The organism is Pseudomonas sp. DF5 (assembly GCF_058148225.1).
This window is the reverse complement of the sequence record NZ_JBYVYM010000004.1, coordinates 192,669-212,566: the sequence shown is the minus strand read 5'-3', so window position 1 is coordinate 212,566 and position 19,898 is coordinate 192,669. Positions and strand designations below refer to the sequence as shown.

General features: G+C 59.4%; 16 protein-coding genes. 7 read left to right on the top strand and 9 right to left on the bottom strand.

Annotated elements, in window-relative coordinates:
* Nucleotides 1–14: 14 nt before the first annotated feature.
* From AC30D7_RS05785 to AC30D7_RS05775, 3 genes are all read left to right on the top strand, one after another.
* Nucleotides 15–1,112, top strand: a complete 1,098-nt coding sequence (locus AC30D7_RS05785) for a DUF1513 domain-containing protein (RefSeq protein WP_490133401.1) — start codon at nucleotides 15–17, stop codon at nucleotides 1,110–1,112.
* Between the two features lie 206 nt (nucleotides 1,113–1,318).
* The gene (locus tag AC30D7_RS05780; protein WP_490133400.1) at nucleotides 1,319–2,467 is read left to right on the top strand and encodes an efflux RND transporter periplasmic adaptor subunit; all 1,149 of its coding nucleotides are present in this window, start codon (nucleotides 1,319–1,321) and stop codon (nucleotides 2,465–2,467) included.
* Between the two features lie 13 nt (nucleotides 2,468–2,480).
* Nucleotides 2,481–5,519, top strand: a complete 3,039-nt coding sequence (locus AC30D7_RS05775) for a multidrug efflux RND transporter permease subunit (protein ID WP_490133399.1) — start codon at nucleotides 2,481–2,483, stop codon at nucleotides 5,517–5,519.
* 160 nt (nucleotides 5,520–5,679) lie between these two features.
* Here AC30D7_RS05775 and AC30D7_RS05770 read toward each other — a convergent pair whose 3' ends face one another.
* From AC30D7_RS05770 to colR, 4 genes are all read right to left on the bottom strand, one after another.
* Entirely contained in the window at nucleotides 5,680–5,907 is a 228-nt protein-coding gene (locus AC30D7_RS05770; protein ID WP_026331876.1) for a hypothetical protein, read from the bottom strand.
* A gap of 141 nt (nucleotides 5,908–6,048) precedes the next feature.
* Nucleotides 6,049–6,717, bottom strand: coding sequence for a class I SAM-dependent methyltransferase (locus AC30D7_RS05765; RefSeq protein WP_019581540.1), 669 nt, complete (start codon nucleotides 6,715–6,717; stop codon nucleotides 6,049–6,051).
* Between the two features lie 129 nt (nucleotides 6,718–6,846).
* Nucleotides 6,847–8,127 carry a sensor histidine kinase gene (locus AC30D7_RS05760; RefSeq protein WP_490133398.1) on the bottom strand — a complete coding sequence of 427 codons (1,281 nt, stop codon included), beginning with the start codon at nucleotides 8,125–8,127 and terminating at the stop codon, nucleotides 6,847–6,849.
* Nucleotides 8,117–8,800, bottom strand: a complete 684-nt coding sequence (gene colR / locus AC30D7_RS05755) for a two-component system response regulator ColR (protein ID WP_490133397.1) — start codon at nucleotides 8,798–8,800, stop codon at nucleotides 8,117–8,119. The genes AC30D7_RS05760 and colR overlap by 11 nt, the downstream gene beginning before the upstream one ends.
* A 199-nt stretch (nucleotides 8,801–8,999) precedes the next feature.
* On the opposite strand from colR, the gene AC30D7_RS05750 reads away from it, so the two are divergent.
* Nucleotides 9,000–10,949, top strand: coding sequence for an LTA synthase family protein (locus AC30D7_RS05750; protein ID WP_490133396.1), 1,950 nt, complete (start codon nucleotides 9,000–9,002; stop codon nucleotides 10,947–10,949).
* 53 nt (nucleotides 10,950–11,002) lie between these two features.
* Nucleotides 11,003–11,746, top strand: a complete 744-nt coding sequence (locus AC30D7_RS05745; RefSeq protein WP_490133395.1) for a phosphatase PAP2 family protein — start codon at nucleotides 11,003–11,005, stop codon at nucleotides 11,744–11,746.
* 175 nt (nucleotides 11,747–11,921) lie between these two features.
* On the opposite strand, the gene groL is transcribed toward AC30D7_RS05745, so the two are convergent.
* The 4 genes from groL to AC30D7_RS05725 all read right to left on the bottom strand — a co-directional run bounded on the left by groL (nucleotide 11,922) and on the right by AC30D7_RS05725 (nucleotide 15,430).
* Nucleotides 11,922–13,568 (bottom strand): chaperonin GroEL, encoded by a 1,647-nt coding sequence (groL, locus tag AC30D7_RS05740; RefSeq protein ID WP_019581544.1) that lies wholly within the window; start codon nucleotides 13,566–13,568, stop codon nucleotides 11,922–11,924.
* 49 nt (nucleotides 13,569–13,617) lie between these two features.
* The gene (locus tag AC30D7_RS05735; protein WP_490133394.1) at nucleotides 13,618–13,911 is read right to left on the bottom strand and encodes a co-chaperone GroES; all 294 of its coding nucleotides are present in this window, start codon (nucleotides 13,909–13,911) and stop codon (nucleotides 13,618–13,620) included.
* A gap of 245 nt (nucleotides 13,912–14,156) precedes the next feature.
* A complete protein-coding gene (locus AC30D7_RS05730; protein ID WP_019651370.1) occupies nucleotides 14,157–14,633 on the bottom strand; it encodes an FxsA family protein in 477 nt (158 codons plus the stop codon).
* A gap of 65 nt (nucleotides 14,634–14,698) precedes the next feature.
* The gene (locus AC30D7_RS05725) at nucleotides 14,699–15,430 is read right to left on the bottom strand and encodes a HugZ family pyridoxamine 5'-phosphate oxidase (protein ID WP_490133393.1); all 732 of its coding nucleotides are present in this window, start codon (nucleotides 15,428–15,430) and stop codon (nucleotides 14,699–14,701) included.
* A 163-nt stretch (nucleotides 15,431–15,593) separates the two neighbouring features.
* On the opposite strand from AC30D7_RS05725, the gene AC30D7_RS05720 reads away from it, so the two are divergent.
* Complete coding sequence (locus tag AC30D7_RS05720) at nucleotides 15,594–16,352, top strand: SDR family oxidoreductase (RefSeq protein WP_490133392.1); 759 nt, start codon at nucleotides 15,594–15,596, stop codon at nucleotides 16,350–16,352.
* Between the two features lie 110 nt (nucleotides 16,353–16,462).
* Here AC30D7_RS05720 and apbC read toward each other — a convergent pair whose 3' ends face one another.
* Nucleotides 16,463–17,557 (bottom strand): iron-sulfur cluster carrier protein ApbC, encoded by a 1,095-nt coding sequence (apbC, locus tag AC30D7_RS05715; RefSeq protein ID WP_490133391.1) that lies wholly within the window; start codon nucleotides 17,555–17,557, stop codon nucleotides 16,463–16,465.
* 197 nt (nucleotides 17,558–17,754) lie between these two features.
* Between apbC and metG the strand changes: the two genes are divergently transcribed.
* Nucleotides 17,755–19,809 (top strand): methionine--tRNA ligase, encoded by a 2,055-nt coding sequence (gene metG / locus AC30D7_RS05710; protein WP_028939451.1) that lies wholly within the window; start codon nucleotides 17,755–17,757, stop codon nucleotides 19,807–19,809.
* Nucleotides 19,810–19,898: the final 89 nt, after the last annotated feature.

The window sequence follows — 19,898 nt, the reverse complement described above, 5'->3', positions numbered from 1 at the left end:
TGAGGGCAAGTGCCATGCTGCGACGCCAGGCTCTGACGTTAGGGAGTTTGCTGCTGGGTGCGGTGACACTGGGCGGCTGGACGCTGTTCAAGCAAAAGGACAAAAGCCCGCTGCTGCTCTCGGCGCGGGACGACGGTGACGGCAAGCACTATGCCGTCGGTTATCGACTGGACGGCACCCGGGTGTTTGCCACCCAGGTCGGCCAGCGTTGCCATGACATCATCAATCACCCGACACTGCCGATTGCGCTATTCGTCGCTCGGCGTCCGGGCACCGAGAGCTACCTGATCGACCTGCGCGACGGCACGCTGTTGCAAACCGTGGTGTCGCAGCCGAACCGGCACTTCTACGGTCACGCGGTGATCCACAAGAGCGGCGACTGGTTGTACGCCACCGAGAACGACACCTCCGATCCGGGCCGAGGCCTGCTTGGTGTGTATAAGTTCGAAGGTGAGCGACTGGTGCACAGCGGCGAAATTTCCACCCACGGCGTCGGTCCGCATCAGGTGTCGTGGATGCCCGATGGCGAGACGCTGGTGGTGGCCAATGGCGGCATTCGCACCGAGGCCGAAAGCCGGGTCGAGATGAACCTCAATGCCATGGAACCGAGCCTGGTACTGATGCAGCGCGATGGCACGCTGTTGAGCAAGGAAACACTGGCCCAGCAGATGAACAGCGTGCGGCACCTGGGCATCGCCAGCGACGGCACCATCGTCGCCGGTCAGCAGTTCATGGGCGATGCTCACGAGTCATCGGAACTGCTGGCGATCAAGCGTCCCGGCCAACCGTTCGTGGCCTTCCCGGTGCCTGAGGATCAGTTGCAGGCCATGGGGCATTACACCGCCAGCGTGGCCGTGCACAGCGAACTGCGCCTGGTCGCCCTGACCGCGCCGCGGGGCAACCGCTTTTTTATCTGGGACCTGGACAGCGGTGAAGTACGCCTGGATGCACCGCTTCCCGATTGCGCCGGGGTCGGGGCCGTGGCCGACGGTTTTGTCGTCACTTCCGGGCAAGGCCGTTGCCGGTTCTACGATTGCCGCCAGACAACCCTCGTTGCAAAACCTCTGGAGTTGCCTGCCGGGCTCTGGGACAACCATCTTCATCTGATCTGACTTCATCCTCCCTTGTAGGAGCGAAGCTTGCTCGCGAAAGCGGTGTATCAGTCAGTACATCAGTTGGCTGACACACCGCTTTCGCGAGCAAGCTTCGCTCCTACAGGGCTTGCGCCATTCTGTAATAACTGCCAGTTGGAATCCCCTTCGCAGTGGGAGTAATGTTCCCGCCTGTCTCACCTGATTTTCTCCAAGGAAATGGAAATATGCTGCGTCGCCGCATGCTGATCATGTTGGGTGTTGTCCTGCTAATCGTGCTGGTCCTGGCCGGTTACAAAGCCTTCTCCATCTATACGATGATGAAGGGCTTCTCTGTGCCGAAACCGCCGATCAGTGTCGCCGTGGCCACCGCTACCGAACGTCCGTGGCAAAGCCGTTTACCAACGGTCGGCACCCTCACGGCACTGCAAGGGGTCGATCTGAGCCTGGAGGTCGACGGCACCGTCAAGGAAGTTCAGTTCGAATCAGGACAGAAGGTCAAGGCCGGTCAGCCACTGCTGCAACTCGACAGCGCCGTGGAAACCGCCCTGCTGGCAACCGCCCAGGCCGACCTGGGACTGGCGCAACTGGATTACGGTCGCGGCAGCCAACTGGTGGGCAGCCAGGCTATTTCCAAAGGCGAGTTCGACCGACTCTCGGCGGTATTGCAAAAGAGCCGGGCCACGGTCAATCAGCTCAAGGCGGCGCTGGAAAGAAAACGTATCCTCGCACCGTTCAGCGGGACCATCGGTATTCGTCGGGTAGACGTCGGCGACTACGTGGCCAGCGGCACGATGATCGCCACCCTGCAAGACCTCAGCAGCCTCTACGTCGACTTCTTTGTACCCGAGCAGGACGTGCCGAAGATCATCCTCGGCCAATCGGTACAGGTCATTGTCTCGGCCTACCCGACGGAGACTTTCCCCGGCACCGTCAGCGCCATCAACCCGAAGGTAGAAAGCAGCACCCGCAACGTGCTGGTGCGCGCGACCCTGGCCAACCCCGATGGCAAGCTGCTGCCAGGGATGTTCGCCAGCCTGCAGGTGCTGTTGCCCGACCCGCAGCTGCACATCGTGGTGCCGGAAAGCGCGATCAGCTACACCCTTTATGGCAACTCGCTGTATGTCGTCGCGCAGAAAAAGGCCGAAGACGGCAGCCTCGAAAAAGACGACAAGGGCGAACCGGTTCTGATCGCCGAACGACGCTTCGTCGAAACCGGCGAGCGCCGCGACGGGATGGTCATGATCACCAAAGGCGTGCAGAACGGCGAAAAAGTGGTCACGGCTGGTCAGCTCAAACTGGACCACGGCGTGCACGTTGCCATCAGCGACGACAAGACCCTGGCTGAGAAGAACAGTCAGCCGCGCGCTGACTGATCAAGGAATCCCCATGGCTTTTACCGATCCGTTCATCCGCCGCCCGGTGCTCGCCACCGTGGTCAGCCTGTTGATAGTGCTGCTGGGCTTCCAGGCCTGGAGCAAGCTGCCGCTGCGCCAATACCCGCAAATGGAAAACGCCCTGATCACGGTGACCACCGCTTATCCCGGAGCCAACGCCGAGACCATCCAGGGCTATATCACCCAACCGATGCAGCATAGCCTGGCCAGCGCCGAGGGCATCGACTACATGACCTCGGTCAGTCGCCAGAACTTCTCGGTGATCTCGATCTACGCACGCATCGGCTCCAACACCGACCGCCTGTTCACCGAACTGCTGGCCAAGGCCAACGAGGTCAAGAACCAGCTGCCCCAGGACGCCGAAGACCCGGTGCTGAGCAAGGAAGCCACCGGCGCCTCGGCTCTGATGTACATCAGTTTCTTCAGCAACGAGCTGAGTAACCCGCAGATCACCGACTACCTGTCCCGGGTTATCCAGCCGAAACTGGCGACCCTGCCAGGCATGGCCGAAGCCGAGATTCTCGGCAACCAGGTGTTCGCCATGCGCCTGTGGCTGGACCCGGTGAAGCTCGCCGGTTTCGGCCTGAGCGCCAGCGATGTGACCAACGCCGTGCGCCAGTACAACTTCCTCTCCGCCGCCGGCGAAGTGAAAGGCGAGTACGTGGTCACCAGCATCAACGCCAACACCGAACTCAAGTCCGCCGAGGCCTTTGGCGCAATTCCGCTCAAGGTCGACGGTGACAGTCGTGTGCTGTTGCGAGACGTGGCGCGGGTCGAGATGGGCGCGGAGAACTACAACACCATCAGCTCCTTCGGCGGCACACCTTCGGTGTACATCGGCATCAAGGCCACACCCGGCGCCAACCCGCTGGACGTGATCAAGGAAGTGCGCAAGATCATGCCGGACCTGGAAGCCCAGCTGCCGCCAAACCTCAAGGGCGAAATCGCCTACGACGCCACGCTGTTCATCCAGGCCTCCATCGACGAGGTGTTGAAAACCCTGTTCGAAGCGGTGCTGATCGTGATTGTGGTGGTGTTCCTGTTCCTCGGCGCCCTGCGTTCGGTGGTGATCCCGGTGGTGACCATTCCGCTGTCGATGATCGGCGTGATGTTCTTCATGCAGATGATGGGCTACTCGATCAACCTGCTGACCTTGCTGGCGATGGTCTTAGCCATCGGGCTGGTGGTGGACGACGCCATCGTGGTGGTGGAAAACATCCACCGGCACATCGAAGAAGGCAAGACACCGTTGGATGCGGCCATCGAGGGCGCACGGGAGATCGCCATGCCGGTGGTGTCGATGACCATCACCCTGGCGGCGGTCTATGCGCCGATCGGCTTCCTGACTGGCCTGACGGGGGCGTTGTTCAAGGAGTTCGCCCTGACCCTGGCCGGGGCGGTGGTGATTTCCGGTGTCGTCGCCCTGACGCTGTCGCCGATGATGTGCGCCATGCTGCTGCGCCACGATGAAAACCCCAGCGGCCTGGCCCATCGCCTGGACGTGATCTTCGAAGGCCTCAAACGCCGCTACCAGCGCGTGCTTCACGGCACTCTCAACACCCGGCCGGTAGTGCTGGTGTTCGCGGTGATCGTGCTGTGCCTGATCCCGATACTGCTCAAGTTCACCAAGTCGGAACTGGCGCCGGACGAAGACCAGGGCGTGATCTTCATGATGGCCAACGCCCCGCAACCAGCCAACCTCGACTACATGAACGCCTACACCGACGAGTTCGTCGCCATTTTCAAGGAGTTTCCCGAGTACTACTCCTCGTTCCAGATCAACGGCTTCAACGGCGTCCAATCGGGGATCGGCGGCTTCCTGCTCAAACCCTGGAATGAACGCCACCGGACCCAGATGCAGATCCTGCCGCTGGTCCAGAGCAAACTGGAAAGCATTCCCGGGCTGCAAATATTCGGCTTCAACCTGCCGTCCCTGCCAGGTACCGGCGAGGGCTTGCCGTTTCAATTCGTGATCAACTCGGCTAACAGCTACGAGGCGCTGTTGCAGGTGATGGACCGAGTGAAAAAAAGAGCGATGGAATCCGGCAAGTTTGCTTTTGTCGACGTCGACCTGGCCTTCGACAAACCCGAAGTCGTGGTGGATATCGATCGCGCCAAGGCTGCGCAGATGGGTGTGTCCATGCAGGACCTGGGCGGTACTCTTGCGACGATGCTGGGCGAGGCGGAGATCAACCGGTTTACCATCGAAGGTCGCAGCTACAAGGTCATCGCTCAGGTGGAACGGCCCTACCGCGATAACCCTGACTGGCTGAACCATTATTACGTCAGGAACACCAAGGGCGAACTGCTGCCCCTGTCGACCCTGATCACCGTGACTGACCGCGCGCGGCCGCGTCAGTTGAACCAGTTCCAGCAACTCAACTCGGCGATTCTTTCCGGGGTCCCGCTGGTCAGCATGGGTGAAGCCATCGACACCGTGCGCCAGATCGCCCGGGAAGAGGCACCGACGGGTTACGCCGTCGACTATGCCGGTGTCTCACGGCAATACGTTCAGGAAGGCAGCGCGCTGTGGGTCACCTTCGCCCTGGCCTTGGCGATCATCTTCCTGGTGCTGGCGGCCCAGTTCGAAAGTTTCCGCGATCCGCTGGTGATTCTGGTGACCGTTCCCCTGTCGATCTGCGGCGCATTGATCCCATTGTTCCTCGGCTGGTCGAGCATGAACATCTATACGCAGGTGGGATTGGTGACGTTGATCGGACTGATCAGCAAGCACGGGATCCTGATCGTCGAGTTCGCCAACCAGTTACGCAAGGAGAAAGGCCTGACACCGCGCGAAGCGGTGGAGGAAGCGGCGGCCATTCGTCTGCGCCCGGTATTAATGACCACGGCAGCGATGGTGTTTGGCATGGTGCCATTGATCATCGCCACAGGCGCGGGGGCCGTCAGCCGGTTCGACATCGGCACGGTGATCGCAACGGGGATGTCGATCGGGACGTTGTTCACCTTGTTCGTGCTGCCGTGCATTTACACATTGCTGGCCAAGCCTGATAAACCCGAAAAACACCCATAACCTGTGGGAGCGGGCTTGCTCGCGAAATCGGTGTCCCAATCGACATCACTGGTGAATGTCAGACCGTATTCGCGAGCAAGCCCGCTCCCACATTGAGTTTATGGTGACCCAATAAAAAGGCCTCGCAACTGCGAGGCCTTTTATCTGGGCTTTCAATCCGTCAACTCTGTGGCCTCAGTCCCTGAGAAAGTCCGAACATGAACAGTAACAAGTCATGATCGGGTTGAGTGGCCACGGGTGCTTTGGCTACCCGGGGCAACGGACAATGTGCGTCGCCGTGCACGGAACTGAGGACCTGCGTGCGGGGCTGCTCCCAGGCAGCCACCGCCAAAGAAGCAACTGCCAAGGCTCCGGCTAAAAACAAACCTCGTGCAATTTCGAGTTTCATTGCAATAAGCCTTTGATAGCGCTGCCAAACGCCTTGTTATAAAAGTAGACGAGTTTTTTCCCGTCTGTATCGCTGAACGACGAGTGGCGACGCCCTTGCTTCAGGTCATGGGGCGCAGCTGCAAAGTGCACTGTCATTCTGTTACCTCTTGCGTAATACATAGACCCGCCACATGGCATAGAGCGGTAAAAAATCCATTTGCCCCTGAATATGGAAACCCGCCTGCTCGAACTCCTTTTCAATCGTAGCAGCCGGTAACACAAATCGAGTCTGGTAACCTTCCTGCCCACGCTGCCTCTCGGCGCGCTTGCGTTTCCAAGCCTTGAAATTGCCGTCGACCCATAACGAAACGATCACGCTGTCGCGGGTGACACGCTCGAATTCGCGCAGGATGGTCAGTCGTTGCTCGGCTTCACCGATGTGATGGAGCAGACGCATACAGAAAATGCTGTCGACCGCGTTATCGGGCAAGGCAATGTCGAATGCAGACGTGTGCAAGGGTTGTACCCTTTTGACCACGTCGGCGGGTTGCGTGCGCATGGCAGTCTTGAGCATGGACACCGAGTTGTCAGCCCCGATGATGACACGGTTGTGCTTTTCCGCGAGCAACGGCCAGAAACGCCCGGCACCGCAGGGCAAATCGAGGACCAGGCCAGGTTCACCGGCCAACGCCAGGGCCTTTCGCGCCAGGTGTTCATCACGCCATTGGGACAGCCGGCGACCGAGCCCCACCTGGTGCTTGCGCACATTTTGCTGTGCGGGTTGATCGTCGTATTTTTCGGAGAAGCCGAGCTTTATCGGGCCAGCCATGACTGCAATCTCCTGAGCTTCTGATAACAACCACCTTAAGTTGCGGGGTGTCAGCGTCAGGTCATGCCTTGGTGAAAATTTCGTCAGGTAAAACCCGAAATCATTTCAGGGTTTTACCTGACGACCCAATCAGACTCGGGACGGCCCCAACTCCACCTGAAAACGGCAGCCATTGGGTTCCATATTCGTCAGGCTGACACTCCAGCCCTGGTTCTCGCAGATCCGCTGCACCAGCGACAGTCCCAGCCCCAAGCCCTCGCCACGCTTCTCGCTGCCGCGCACGAAAGGCTCGAACATCGCCTCGCGTTTTTCCTCGGGAATGCCTACACCGCTATCCTCGACCACAAACCCCGTATCCGTCAGGGCCAAGCGGATAAACCCGTGCTCGGTGTAATGCAGCGCATTGCGCAACAGATTGCCCATTACTGCGTGCAGAAGCGTCGCGTTATAGCGGGTGTCCGGCGGGTTACCCAACTCGACGTTCAACGTCAGGCCCTTGGCTTCGATCGGTTCGCGCCATTGGGAAAGCAGCCCGTCGGCCACCTGACTGAGGCTCTGCTGGGGGCCCATGCTGGCGTCTTCATGCTGAGCGCGGGCCAGCATGAGGAAGGTCTGCACCAACTCGCGCATCTCTGCGCAAGCCCGGGCGATCCGCTCAACCTGGGCACGCCCGCGCTGATCGATGCAGGGGTTTTCCAGCAACAACTCACAGGAACTGGCCAACACCATCAATGGCGTGCGCAGTTCGTGGCTGACGTCACTGGTGAACAATCGCTCACGGGTCAACGCCTGACGCAAGCGCCCGAGAGTGGCGTCGAAGGCCACGGCCAATTCGCCCACTTCATCGGCGGCATAATCCGGTGCCAGTGGCGGCGCCAGGCCCAACAACTGATCGCGATGGCGCACCTGACGGGCCAGTCGCACCACCGGCGCCATGACCTTGCGCGCCAGCACCCAGCCCAGAAATACCGCCAGCGCCAGGCTCAGCACGAAACCCACCAGCACTACGGCAAACAGCACCCGTTCACGCTCTTCGAAATCGCTCTGGTCCTGCAACAGCACGTACCGCCGTCCGTCGACGATTTCGACCATTGCGTGATACGACAGATGATCGCGAAAAACCTCATGAAACCCCGAGTCCAGGTGCCGCAAATCCTTGGGCAACTCAAAATCGCCCGGCCCGCCGCTGAAATAGAACAGTTGGTCGGGCTCGGGGCGGTGGCTCCAGTCCGTCACACTGTCCATCAGCAACAGACGTTGCAAATCGCCACCCAGACCTGACGAAATCAGTTTCTCTTCCACCAGGTGCACGGTCGCTATGATGCCTACCGCAAAGGCTCCTGCGACCAATGCGCTCATCAGCGCAAAAGCAATGATGATCCGTTGCGAAAGGCTCTGCTTAAACTCCATCACGGCCCTCGGCCAAACGATAACCGACACCGTGCACCGTGTGCAGCAAGGGTTTGGCGAACGGCTTGTCGATCACCTGGCGCAATTGATGGACATGGCTGCGCAGGCTGTCACTGTCCGGGCAGTCATCGCCCCACAGGGCCTCTTCGAGAATTTCCCGGCGCAGCACATGCGGACTTTTCTGCATCAACACTGCCAGTAATTTCAGGCCCACCGGGTTGAGTTTCAGCAAACGGCCTTCGCGCGTCACTTCCAGGGTATCGAGGTCGTAGCTCAGATCACCAACCTGCAAGGCACGGCGACCACCTCCCTTGGCACGGCGCATCACCGCCTCGATGCGCGCTGCCAGCTCGGACAGGGCAAAGGGTTTGATCAGGTAATCGTCAGCGCCGGACTTGAAGCCCTGCAGGCGGTCATCCAGTTGATCGCGCGCGGTGAGCATGATCACCGGCGTATCACGGCGGGCGTCTTCGCGCAGGCGTTTGCACAGGGTGTAGCCATCGATGCCGGGCAGCATGATATCGAGTACGATCAGGTCGTAATGCTCGGTGGCCGCCAGGTGCAGGCCCGATAAACCGTCCTGCGCGCAATCCACGGTGTAACCTTTAAGCCCCAGATAATCGGCCAGGTTGGCCAGGATATCGCGGTTGTCTTCAACCAATAGAATTCGCATCGGCACCTTCTCCGTATACAGTAACGGCCGTCTTGGCGCGCAGCTTAAGGCCAAGTGTGGCTCAGGGCTAGGGCGGCCGGTCTAAGAATCGATTCGCTCAACCAAATAATGGTGATAACAAGTTTTTCACTATCGATTCACAACCTGACTACAGCGCTCAATAGAAGCTATCGCGCCATTTATATAGGGAATGTAGATAATGGATTGTTTGAAGACGGCGCCAATGCGCTTTTTGCTACTGATAACCGGCTCCTGGCTGGTCATTTTTCTCCTGACCCGAAGCGTCCTGCTCCTCACTCATCTGGATGAGGCCGGCAGCGGATTCCTGCCAGTGTTTGGCATCGGCCTGCTTTATGACCTGGGGTTCATTGCCTACGCGGCGCTGCCCATGGGCCTCTATCTGCTGCTATGCCCGCCGGCCTTGTGGCGCCGCCGTGGTCATCGCTGGTTCCTTCAAGGACTGCTGACCGTCAGCCTGTTTGCCATGCTGTTCACGTCCGTGGCCGAATGGCTGTTCTGGGATGAGTTCGGTGTGCGTTTCAATTTCATCGCCGTCGATTACCTGGTGTACTCCGACGAAGTGCTGAATAACCTGCTGGAGTCGTACCCGATCGGCAAGCTGCTGAGCATGCTCGCGGTGCTGGCCGTGGTCCTGAGCTTTGCGCTGCGCAAATCCTTCAATACTGCGCTGGAGGCCCCCTTGCCAGCCATGCGCGGGCGTCTGCTGAATGCGCTGGGCCTGCTGATCGTCGCGGGCCTGAGCGCGCAACTGCTCAGCCAGGATGCGCCGCGCGCTCAGGGCGGCAATGCCTATCAGAACGAACTGGCGAGCAATGGCCCATACCAGTTCTTCGCCGCCTTTCGCAATAACGAACTGGATTACCCGCAGTTCTACAGCACCCTGCCGACCTCCGTCGTCGCGCAACAGATTCGCGCTGAACTGACCGAGCCCAACGCTCGCTTCATCGGCGAGGATCCGCAGGACATCCGCCGCATGATCGACAATCCCGGCACCGAGCGAAAACCCAACATCGTGTTGGTCACCATCGAAAGCTTCAGTGCCAAGTATATGGGCAGCAATGGCGACGATCGCAACCTGACACCAAACCTCGATGCCTTGCGCAAACAAAGCCTGTACTTCAATAACTTCTACGCCACCGGCACCCGCACCGATCGCGGCCTGGAGGCCATCACCCTGGCCATTCCTCCGACGCCGGGGCGTTCGATCGTCAAGCGCGTGGGTCGTGAAAGCGGTTTCGCCAGCCTCGGCCAGCAGCTCAGCGCCGTGGGTTACGACAGCGTATTCGTGTATGGCGGGCGCGGTTACTTCGACAACATGAACGCGTTCTTCAGTGGCAACGGCTATCGCGTCGTCGACCAGAGCAGCGTCGATGAATCAGAGATCCACTTCAAGAATGCCTGGGGAATGGCTGACGAAGACCTCTATAACCAGACCCTGAAACTGGCCGACGCCGACTATGCCAGGCAGCAGCCGTTTCTATTGCAACTGATGACCACCTCCAACCATCGTCCCTACACTTACCCGGATAACCGGATCGACATCAAATCCGGTAACGGACGCGACGGTGCGGTGAAGTACACCGACTTCGCCATTGGTCAGTTCCTCGATCAGGCGCGCAAGAAACCCTGGTTCGATAATACGATCTTTGTCTTCGTTGCCGACCACACGGCTGGCAGCGCCGGCAAGGAAGACTTGCCGATCAGCAACTATCAGATTCCCCTGTTCATCTATGCACCGAAACTGATCGATGCTCGGGAAACCGCACAGCTGGCCAGTCAGATCGATCTTGCACCAACGTTGCTCGGGCTGCTGAACCTGGATTACCAGTCGACGTTCTTCGGTCGCAACCTGTTGCAGGACAATCCACTGCCACCGCGAGTGGTGGTTGGCAACTATCAACATCTGGGCTTGTTCGATGGCAAGGATTTAGCGATCCTGAGCCCGCGTGACGGTCTGCGTCGCCACGACGATGCACTGACCGACAGTCGCGAATCGCGAGCCACCACCGATGATCCGTTGATCACCCGTGCAATCACTTATTACCAAACTGCCAGTCATGGCTTCAAGCAACAGCTGCTCGGCTGGAAAGCGCCCACGGAGGGCGCCCCCCAAGTCAGCGAACGTTAACCGAATGGCCCCGGGCTGATGCCCCGGGGTTTTTCCATTCATCAGGATCCACCATGTCATCAACCGTTGTCCGTCCCGTCTCCCGCCCGCTCAACTTCTGGTTGTACCTGGGAGTGCCCGTCATTGCGGCGATCACTCTGCTGCTGCTCGAGTTGACGTCCCTGGACATGGACCTTGCCAAGCTGTTCTATGATCCGGTTGCCGGTGCGTTCATCGGGCGCCACAGTTATTTCCTGGAAGACATCCTGCATGACCGGGCGAAGCAAGTGGTCATTGCCTTTTCGGTGTTCTCAATCCTGGGCTTTGTCGGCTCCTTTTTCATTGAAAGGCTCAAACCATTCAAACGTGAAATGGGTTGCCTGGTGTTGTCTCTGGCGCTATCAACCTCCTTTGTCACCCCGCTCAAAGCGGCAACGGCGGTGCAATGCCCATGGAGCCTGGAGCAATTTGGCGGGCACGAAACCTACAGCGAACTGCTGAGCCCTCGCCCGCATACCGACAAGCCAGGCCGCTGCTGGCCCGGTGGTCATGCGGCGACCGGTTTCACCCTGTTTGCGTTGTTCTTTGTGTTGCGTGACCGACGCCCACGGCTGGCACGCTATGCGTTTATCTTCGCTTTCACGTTGGGCTCGGTGTTTTCCATCGGCCGAATGATGCAGGGCGCGCACTTCTTCTCGCACAACGTGTGGACGGCGGTTTTCTGCTGGCTGTTTTGCCTGGGGGCGTACTACTACATCCTGTACCGGCCGGCCTCCAAGACTGAACAGGCGCACGAGGCAAAACCGGTCAGCGCCTGAACCGGCGCCATCGCGGGCAAGCCCCGCTCCCACAGGTTTACGCAATCCACTGTGGGATCGTGGCTTGCCCGCGATGGATGGCCGCGACGCGATCTGCGGACCTACCAAAATGAAGGCAATAAAAAGCCCCGCCTGCTCAACGCAGGCGGGGCTTTTTTATAGGGGTAAGGCTGGCTTACATCATGCCGCCCATGCCACCCATGCCGCCCATGTCCGGCATACCACCGCCAGCTGCGCCTTCTTTCTTCGGTGCTTCGGCAACAGCAGCCTCGGTGGTCAGGATCAGACCGCCAATCGAGGATGCAGCTTGCAGAGCCGAACGGGTCACCTTGGTTGGGTCCAGGATGCCCATTTCGATCATGTCGCCGTATTCGCTGGTGGCAGCGTTGTAACCGAAGTTACCTGCACCCTGCTTGACCTTGTCGACAACCACGCTTGGCTCGTCGCCGGAGTTGGCAACGATCTGACGCAGTGGCGCTTCGACCGCACGACGCAGTACAGCGATACCAACGTCCTGATCGGCGTTGTCGCCTTTCAGTTCGCTGATGGCTTGCAGGGCACGGATCAGTGCCACGCCGCCGCCAGGTACCACGCCTTCTTCAACGGCTGCACGGGTAGCGTGCAGGGCGTCTTCAACGCGGGCTTTCTTCTCTTTCATTTCAACTTCGGAACCAGCGCCAACCTTGATCACTGCAACACCGCCGGACAGTTTGGCCAGGCGCTCTTGCAGTTTTTCACGGTCGTAGTCGGACGAAGTGTCGGCCACTTGCTGACGGATCTGGGTCACGCGAGCCTGGATATCAGCCTCAACGCCGGCGCCGTCGATCACGGTGGTGTTTTCTTTGGACAGGATCACGCGCTTGGCATTACCCAGGTGTTCCAGGGTAGTGCTTTCCAGGCTCAGACCGATCTCTTCGGAGATCACGGTACCGCCGGTCAGAACAGCGATGTCCTGCAGCATGGCCTTGCGACGATCGCCGAAGCCTGGAGCCTTGACGGCTGCGACTTTAACGATGCCACGCATGTTGTTCACAACCAGAGTCGCCAAGGCTTCGCCTTCAACGTCTTCGGCCACGATCAGCAGTGGACGGCCGGCTTTGGCAACGGCTTCCAGTACTGGCAGCATTTCACGGATGTTCGAGATCTTTTTGTCGACCAGCAGGATCAGCGGACCGTCCAGCTCGGCAGTCATGGTCTCTGGCTTGTTGACGAAGTACGGGGACAGGTAGCCACGGTCGAACTGCATGCCTTCAACAACCGACAGTTCGTTTTCCAGGCCCGAGCCTTCTTCAACGGTGATCACGCCTTCTTTACCGACTTTTTCCATGGCTTCAGCAATGATGTCGCCGATGGAGTTGTCGGAGTTGGCCGAGATGGTACCTACCTGAGCGATTGCCTTGGTGTCAGCGCAAGGCTTGGACAGGTTCTTCAGCTCTTTGACGATAGCGATGGTCGCTTTGTCGATACCGCGCTTGAGGTCCATCGGGTTCATGCCGGCAGCGACGGCTTTCAGGCCTTCGTTGACGATCGACTGAGCCAGAACGGTAGCGGTGGTGGTGCCGTCGCCTGCGTCATCGTTGGCACGGGAGGCAACGTCTTTGACCAGCTGCGCGCCCATGTTTTCGAAGCGGTCTTCGAGTTCGATTTCTTTGGCTACGGAAACGCCGTCCTTGGTGATGGTCGGAGCGCCGAAGCTCTTCTCGATGATCACGTTACGGCCTTTCGGGCCCAGGGTCGCTTTTACTGCGTCAGCCAGGACGTTGACACCGGTGAGCATTTTCTTGCGGGCAGAGTCGCCGAATTTAACTTCTTTAGCAGCCATGATCGATATTCCTTAAATACTTTGTAGTAGCGGGAAAATGAGCGGGGAATCAGCCTTCGACAACAGCGAGAATCTCGTTCTCAGCCATGATCACCACGTCTTCGCCATCGACTTTCACAGTGTTGCTGCCGGAGTACGGACCGAACACCACCTTGTCACCCACTTTCACGGACAGTGCACGCACTTCGCCGTTGTCCAGCACTTTGCCTGGGCCTACAGCTAGGACTTCACCCTGGTTTGGCTTTTCAGCAGCCGAACCTGGCAGGACGATACCGCCAGCGGTTTTCTTTTCTTCTTCGCTGCGACGGATAACGACGCGGTCATGCAGAGGACGAAGCTTCATTGTCGATCTCTCCTAATTGTGGTTTTCATCGGCCGGTGTAGTCCCGGCGGGTTTAACAAATCCGGCGGCGCCGGGTGCGGTTCGTCGAGCGAACCGCGGAAGTCTGTCTGGCGCAATTGCCAGAAACCTTGCGGTGACCGTTACATAAGGGCGCGCGAGCCTATTTCAAGGGCCGAGAGCGAAATTTTTACGTCGATCCCCTGAAAACGAATACGGCACCCGAAGGTGCCGTATCGATGGACATGTTACTTGGAGTCGCGGTGTTCGAACTCGCCTTCGATCACGTTAGGCTCACGGCCCAACGGCTGACGTGGAGCAGGACCGCCCCGCGGCTGAAGGTCATCGGCAAATGCACGCTGGCGCATCGCTTGTTCCTCGGCGCGCTGGCGCATTTTATTGGCCAGCAGTCGACGAGAGATCGGCAGCAACATGATCAGGCCCAGCACGTCGGTGACGAAGCCCGGCAGGATCAACAGACCACCCGCCAGAGCCAGCATCAGGCCTTCGAGCATGGTCTGGGCCGGCAGCTCGCCGCGGCTCAGGCTTTCACGGGCACGCAGCGCAGTAGCCAGACCGGCGATACGCAGCACGAACACGCCGAGCATCGAGCCGAGAATGATCAGCAGCAGGGCCGGGAAAAACCCGATCGCCCCGCTGACCTTGACGAATACGAACAGCTCCAACACCGGAAACAGTACAAAGAGCAGCAAAAAAGGGCGCATCAAATGGTTCCTCAACGCAAGAATGCCTTGCAGTCTTCCTTAGATGACGTCGCCGTTTCGTGAATTCAAGCGTCGGCCACTTCATTTTTCGGCCAATGCTCGGCGTGAGCCAGGAAAACCAAGGCTTCCCGGACTTGTGTCGGCGTATTACAGGGCGCTTGAAACGGCAGCCAATAGAGCCCTTGGCCAATGCGCAAGTGCATGCCTTCACTGTCGATGCCGACCAATTGCGCCGGCGCGGTTTTCGGCAGGCCCGCCAGGTCGACGTAATGGGCGATGGCCTTGGCGTGATCGGCATTCATGTGCTCGACCATGCTCAACTCGACCTTGCCGGCGAACGGGTTGGCGAGGGTCAGTTGATCGACCCAGTGAATCGCGCCGAAGCCGCCGATGTAACGGTGGCGTACCGGTTTGAGCACCCAGAAATCGAAATCGTGGGCCTTATGATAGTTCTGCGAATCCGGGAAATAGCGGTAGTAACGCTCGGCTGCCGCTTCGATGGCTGCAGCGTCTTCGAGCTTCTCCCCTTCAGCCAGGTAGGTCAGCCGACCAACGGCTTGCACATCTTCGGCCTCGCGTTCACCCACCAGCAGTGAGCATTTTGGATCCTTCTGCAGATTGTGAGTGTGCTGAGCGATGCGGCTGATAAGGATCAGCGGCCGCCCCTGTTCATCCAGACAGTAAGGAACCACGGAGCCAAACGGGAAACCGGGCATCGCTTTGGAATGCGTCGAGAGCACTCCACGGTATTCCTTGAGAAGCAATTCTCGGGCATGCTTAGCCACTACAACGCTCAATTTATGACTCCTTATATAGAATCCGTCAAAAACGGACAGGCGCCTGGGTAATAGTTCCAGCACGCCATCGGGGCAATTCTCGTGTGCGGCCAGGCCACATCAGGCTTGAATCGAGAGGCCCTCTAGAAGGAAAACCACTCCGATCTGCTATGGGGCTATACGAATGCAACTCACTGACAAAGTAATCATTATCACCGGCGGTTGCCAGGGTTTAGGCCGCTCCATGGCCGAGTATCTTGCGGGTCGTGGCGCGAAACTGGCCCTGGTGGACCTGAACCAGGAAAAACTCGACGCCGCCGTTGCCGCTTGCAAGGCCAAGGGTGTCGAAGCCCGCGCCTATCTGTGCAACGTCGCCGATGAAGAGCAAGTGACCCACATGGTCACTCAGGTGGCCGACGATTTCGGCGCAATCCATGGCCTGATCAACAACGCCGGCATTCTGCGTGACGGCCTGTTGCTGAAGGTCAAGGATGGCGAAATGACCAAGATGAGCCTGGCCCAATGGCAGGCGGTAATCGACGTCAACCTGACTGGCGTGTTCCTGTGCACCCGTGAAGTCGCGGCAAAAATGGTCGAGCTGAACAACAGTGGCGCGATCATCAACATCTCGTCGATCTCGCGCGCCGGCAACATCGGCCAGACCAACTACTCCGCCGCCAAGGCAGGTGTCGCGGCGGCGACCGTGACCTGGGCCAAGGAACTGGCGCGTTACGGCATTCGCGTAGCGGGCATCGCACCGGGCTTCATCGAAACTGAAATGACCCTGAGCATGAAGCCGGAAGCGCTGGAGAAGATGACTTCCGGGATCCCGCTCAAGCGCATGGGCAAACCCGAAGAGATCGCCCAGTCGGCGGCCTACATCTTCGAGAATGACTACTACACCGGTCGGATTCTGGAGTTGGATGGCGGGTTGCGTATCTAAAGCAACATCAAAAGATCGCAGCCTCGCTTCGCTCGACAGCTCCTACATGGATTGGCTTACACCTGTAGGAACTGTCGAGCGAAGCGAGGCTGCGATCTCTTTTCAGTGATTTAATCGTCGCTGACGGTGATGTTCGGCATCGCCGGCGTCGCGGCTTCCTGCAACACGATCCGCGCGCCGACATGACGGGCCAGTTCCTGGTAAACCATCGCAATCTGGCTGTCAGGCTCGGCGATCACCGTTGGCTTGCCGCCATCGGCCTGTTCGCGGATCAGCATCGACAACGGCAACGACGCCAACAACTCGACGCCGTACTGGCTGGCCAGCTTCACACCGCCGCCCTCACCGAACAAATGCTCGGCATGCCCGCAGTTGGAGCAGATGTGCACGGCCATGTTTTCGACCACACCCAGCACCGGGATGTTGACCTTGCGGAACATTTCCACGCCCTTGCGCGCATCCAGCAATGCCAGATCCTGCGGGGTGGTCACGATCACCGCACCGGCCACCGGGACTTTTTGCGCCAGGGTCAACTGGATGTCGCCGGTGCCTGGCGGCATGTCGATGACCAGGTAATCCAGGTCGCCCCAGGCCGTTTGCGTGACCAGTTGCAACAAGGCGCCGGACACCATCGGCCCGCGCCAGACCATCGGCGTGTTGTCGTCGGTCAGGAAGGCCATGGACATCACTTCGACGCCATGGGACTTGATCGGCACGAACCATTTCTGATCCTTGACCTGCGGACGGGTGCCTTCCGGGATGCCGAACATGATGCCCTGGCTCGGACCGTAGATGTCCGCGTCGAGAATCCCCACTTTGGCGCCTTCACGAGCCAGCGCCAGCGCCAGGTTGGCGGCCGTGGTGGACTTGCCCACACCACCCTTGCCGGACGCCACGGCCACCACGTTCTTGACGTTGGCCAGCCCCGGAATCTGCGCCTGGGCCTTGTGCGCGGCGATCACGCTGGTGATCTCGACGCGGGCAGTGACCACGCCATCCAGGCCTTCGATGGCCAGTTGCAGCAATTGCGCCCAGCCACTCTTGAACAGACCGGCGGCATAACCCAGCTCCAGCTGGACGCTGACGCGATCGCCCTGAATATCGATGCTGCGCACGCACCCGGCGCTGACCGGATCCTGGTTCAGATAAGGGTCGGTGTATTGGCGAAGGACGGCTTCCACCGCTGCACGATTGACGGCGCTCATGGGCAACTCCGATAGCAAGACTGAAAATCAGGCGGGTATCCTACCCGTTCTGTCGCCGGGACGGGATGCTTTCAGAATATGACAAATATCTTATGGCCGGCGGCTACAAAGGTCCGTGGAGGCGGGCTGTGGGGGTGAAAAATATGCGCCGGCGCTTTATAGTGGCCGACCTCCGTTTCATCAAGTAGCCGAGCCCCATGTCCGAGCCACGCAAGATCCTCGTCACCAGCGCCCTGCCCTATGCCAATGGTTCGATCCACCTCGGCCATATGCTGGAATACATCCAGACCGATATGTGGGTGCGCTTCCAGAAGCATCGCGGTAACCAATGCATTTATGTCTGCGCCGACGACGCCCACGGTTCGGCCATCATGCTGCGCGCTGAAAAGGAAGGCATCACCCCGGAACAACTGATCGCCAACGTCCAGGCTGAACACAGCGCCGACTTTGCCGAGTTCCTGGTGGACTTCGATAACTTCCACTCCACTCACGCCGAAGAAAACCGTGAGCTGTCGAGCCAGATCTACCTGAAGCTGCGCGACGCAGGGCACATTGCCACGCGCTCGATCACGCAGTACTTCGACCCGGAAAAGAAAATGTTCCTGGCCGACCGCTTCATCAAGGGCACCTGCCCGAAATGCGGCACCGAAGACCAGTACGGCGACAACTGCGAAAAATGCGGTGCAACCTACGCGCCGACCGACCTCAAAGATCCGAAGTCGGCAATCTCCGGCGCCACGCCGGTGCTCAAGGATTCCCAGCACTTCTTCTTCAAGCTGCCGGACTTCCAGGAAATGCTGCAAGCCTGGACCCGCAGCGGCACCTTGCAAGATGCCGTGGCCAACAAGATCGCCGAATGGCTGGACGCGGGCCTGCAGCAGTGGGACATCTCCCGCGATGCGCCGTACTTCGGCTTCGAAATTCCTGATGAGCCAGGCAAGTACTTCTACGTGTGGCTGGACGCGCCGATCGGCTACATGGCCAGCTTCAAGAACCTGTGCAACCGTACGCCTGCACTTGATTTCGACGCGTTCTGGGGCAAGGACTCCACCGCCGAGCTGTACCACTTCATCGGCAAGGACATCGTCAACTTCCACGCCCTGTTCTGGCCAGCGATGCTCGAAGGCGCCGGTTTCCGTAAACCGACCGGCATCAACGTGCACGGCTACCTGACCGTCAACGGTCAAAAGATGTCCAAGTCTCGCGGCACCTTCATCAAGGCCCGGACCTACCTGGATCACCTGTCGCCGGAATACCTGCGCTACTACTATGCGGCCAAGCTGAGCCGTGGCGTCGATGACCTGGACCTGAACCTCGAAGACTTCGTGCAGAAGGTCAACTCGGACCTGGTCGGCAAAGTCGTCAACATCGCCAGCCGTTGCGCCGGTTTCATCAACAAGGGCAACGCTGGCGTGCTGGTGGCCGGCAACGCCGCACCGGAACTGACCGAAGCGTTCCTGGCCGCAGCGCCGAGCATCGCCGAAGCCTACGAGGCGCGTGACTTCGCCCGGGCCATGCGTGAAATCATGGGTCTGGCCGACCGTGCCAACGCCTGGATCGCCGACAAGGCACCGTGGTCGCTGAACAAACAGGAAGGCAAGCAGGATGAAGTCCAGGCCATCTGCGCCCTGGGCATCAACCTGTTCCGCCAACTGGTGATTTTCCTCAAGCCGGTGCTGCCACTGCTGGCCGCCGATGCCGAGGCGTTCCTGAACGTCGCACCGCTGACCTGGAACGACCACGCCACCTTGCTCAGCAACCATCAGCTGAACGAGTTCAAACCGTTGATGACCCGCATTGACCCGGTAAAAGTGCAAGCCATGACCGACGCCTCGAAAGAAGACCTGACCGCCAGCCAGACCGACACCGGCGAAGCTGCAGCGCCTCAAGGCAACGGCGAACTGGCCAAGGATCCGCTGTCGCCGGAGATCGAGTTCGATACCTTTGCCGCGGTCGACCTGCGCGTCGCCTTGATCCTCAAGGCCGAAGCCGTCGAGGGTGCCGACAAGCTGCTGCGCCTGACCCTGGACATCGGTGACGAGCAACGCAACGTGCTCTCCGGAATCAAGAGCGCCTACCCGGACCCGGCCAAGCTTGAAGGTCGCCTGACCATGATGATTGCCAACCTCAAGCCGCGCAAAATGAAATTCGGGATCTCCGAAGGCATGGTGATGGCGGCCGGCCCTGGTGGCGAAGAAATCTACCTGCTGAGCCCCGACAGCGGCGCCAAGCCAGGTCAGCGCATCAAGTAAGGTCCTGCGCTAAACCGATCCCACAGTCGTGCCCGGCGCGACTGTGGGATTTTCATATCTGGCCCACCCTCCTTCCTTGCCGGATAATG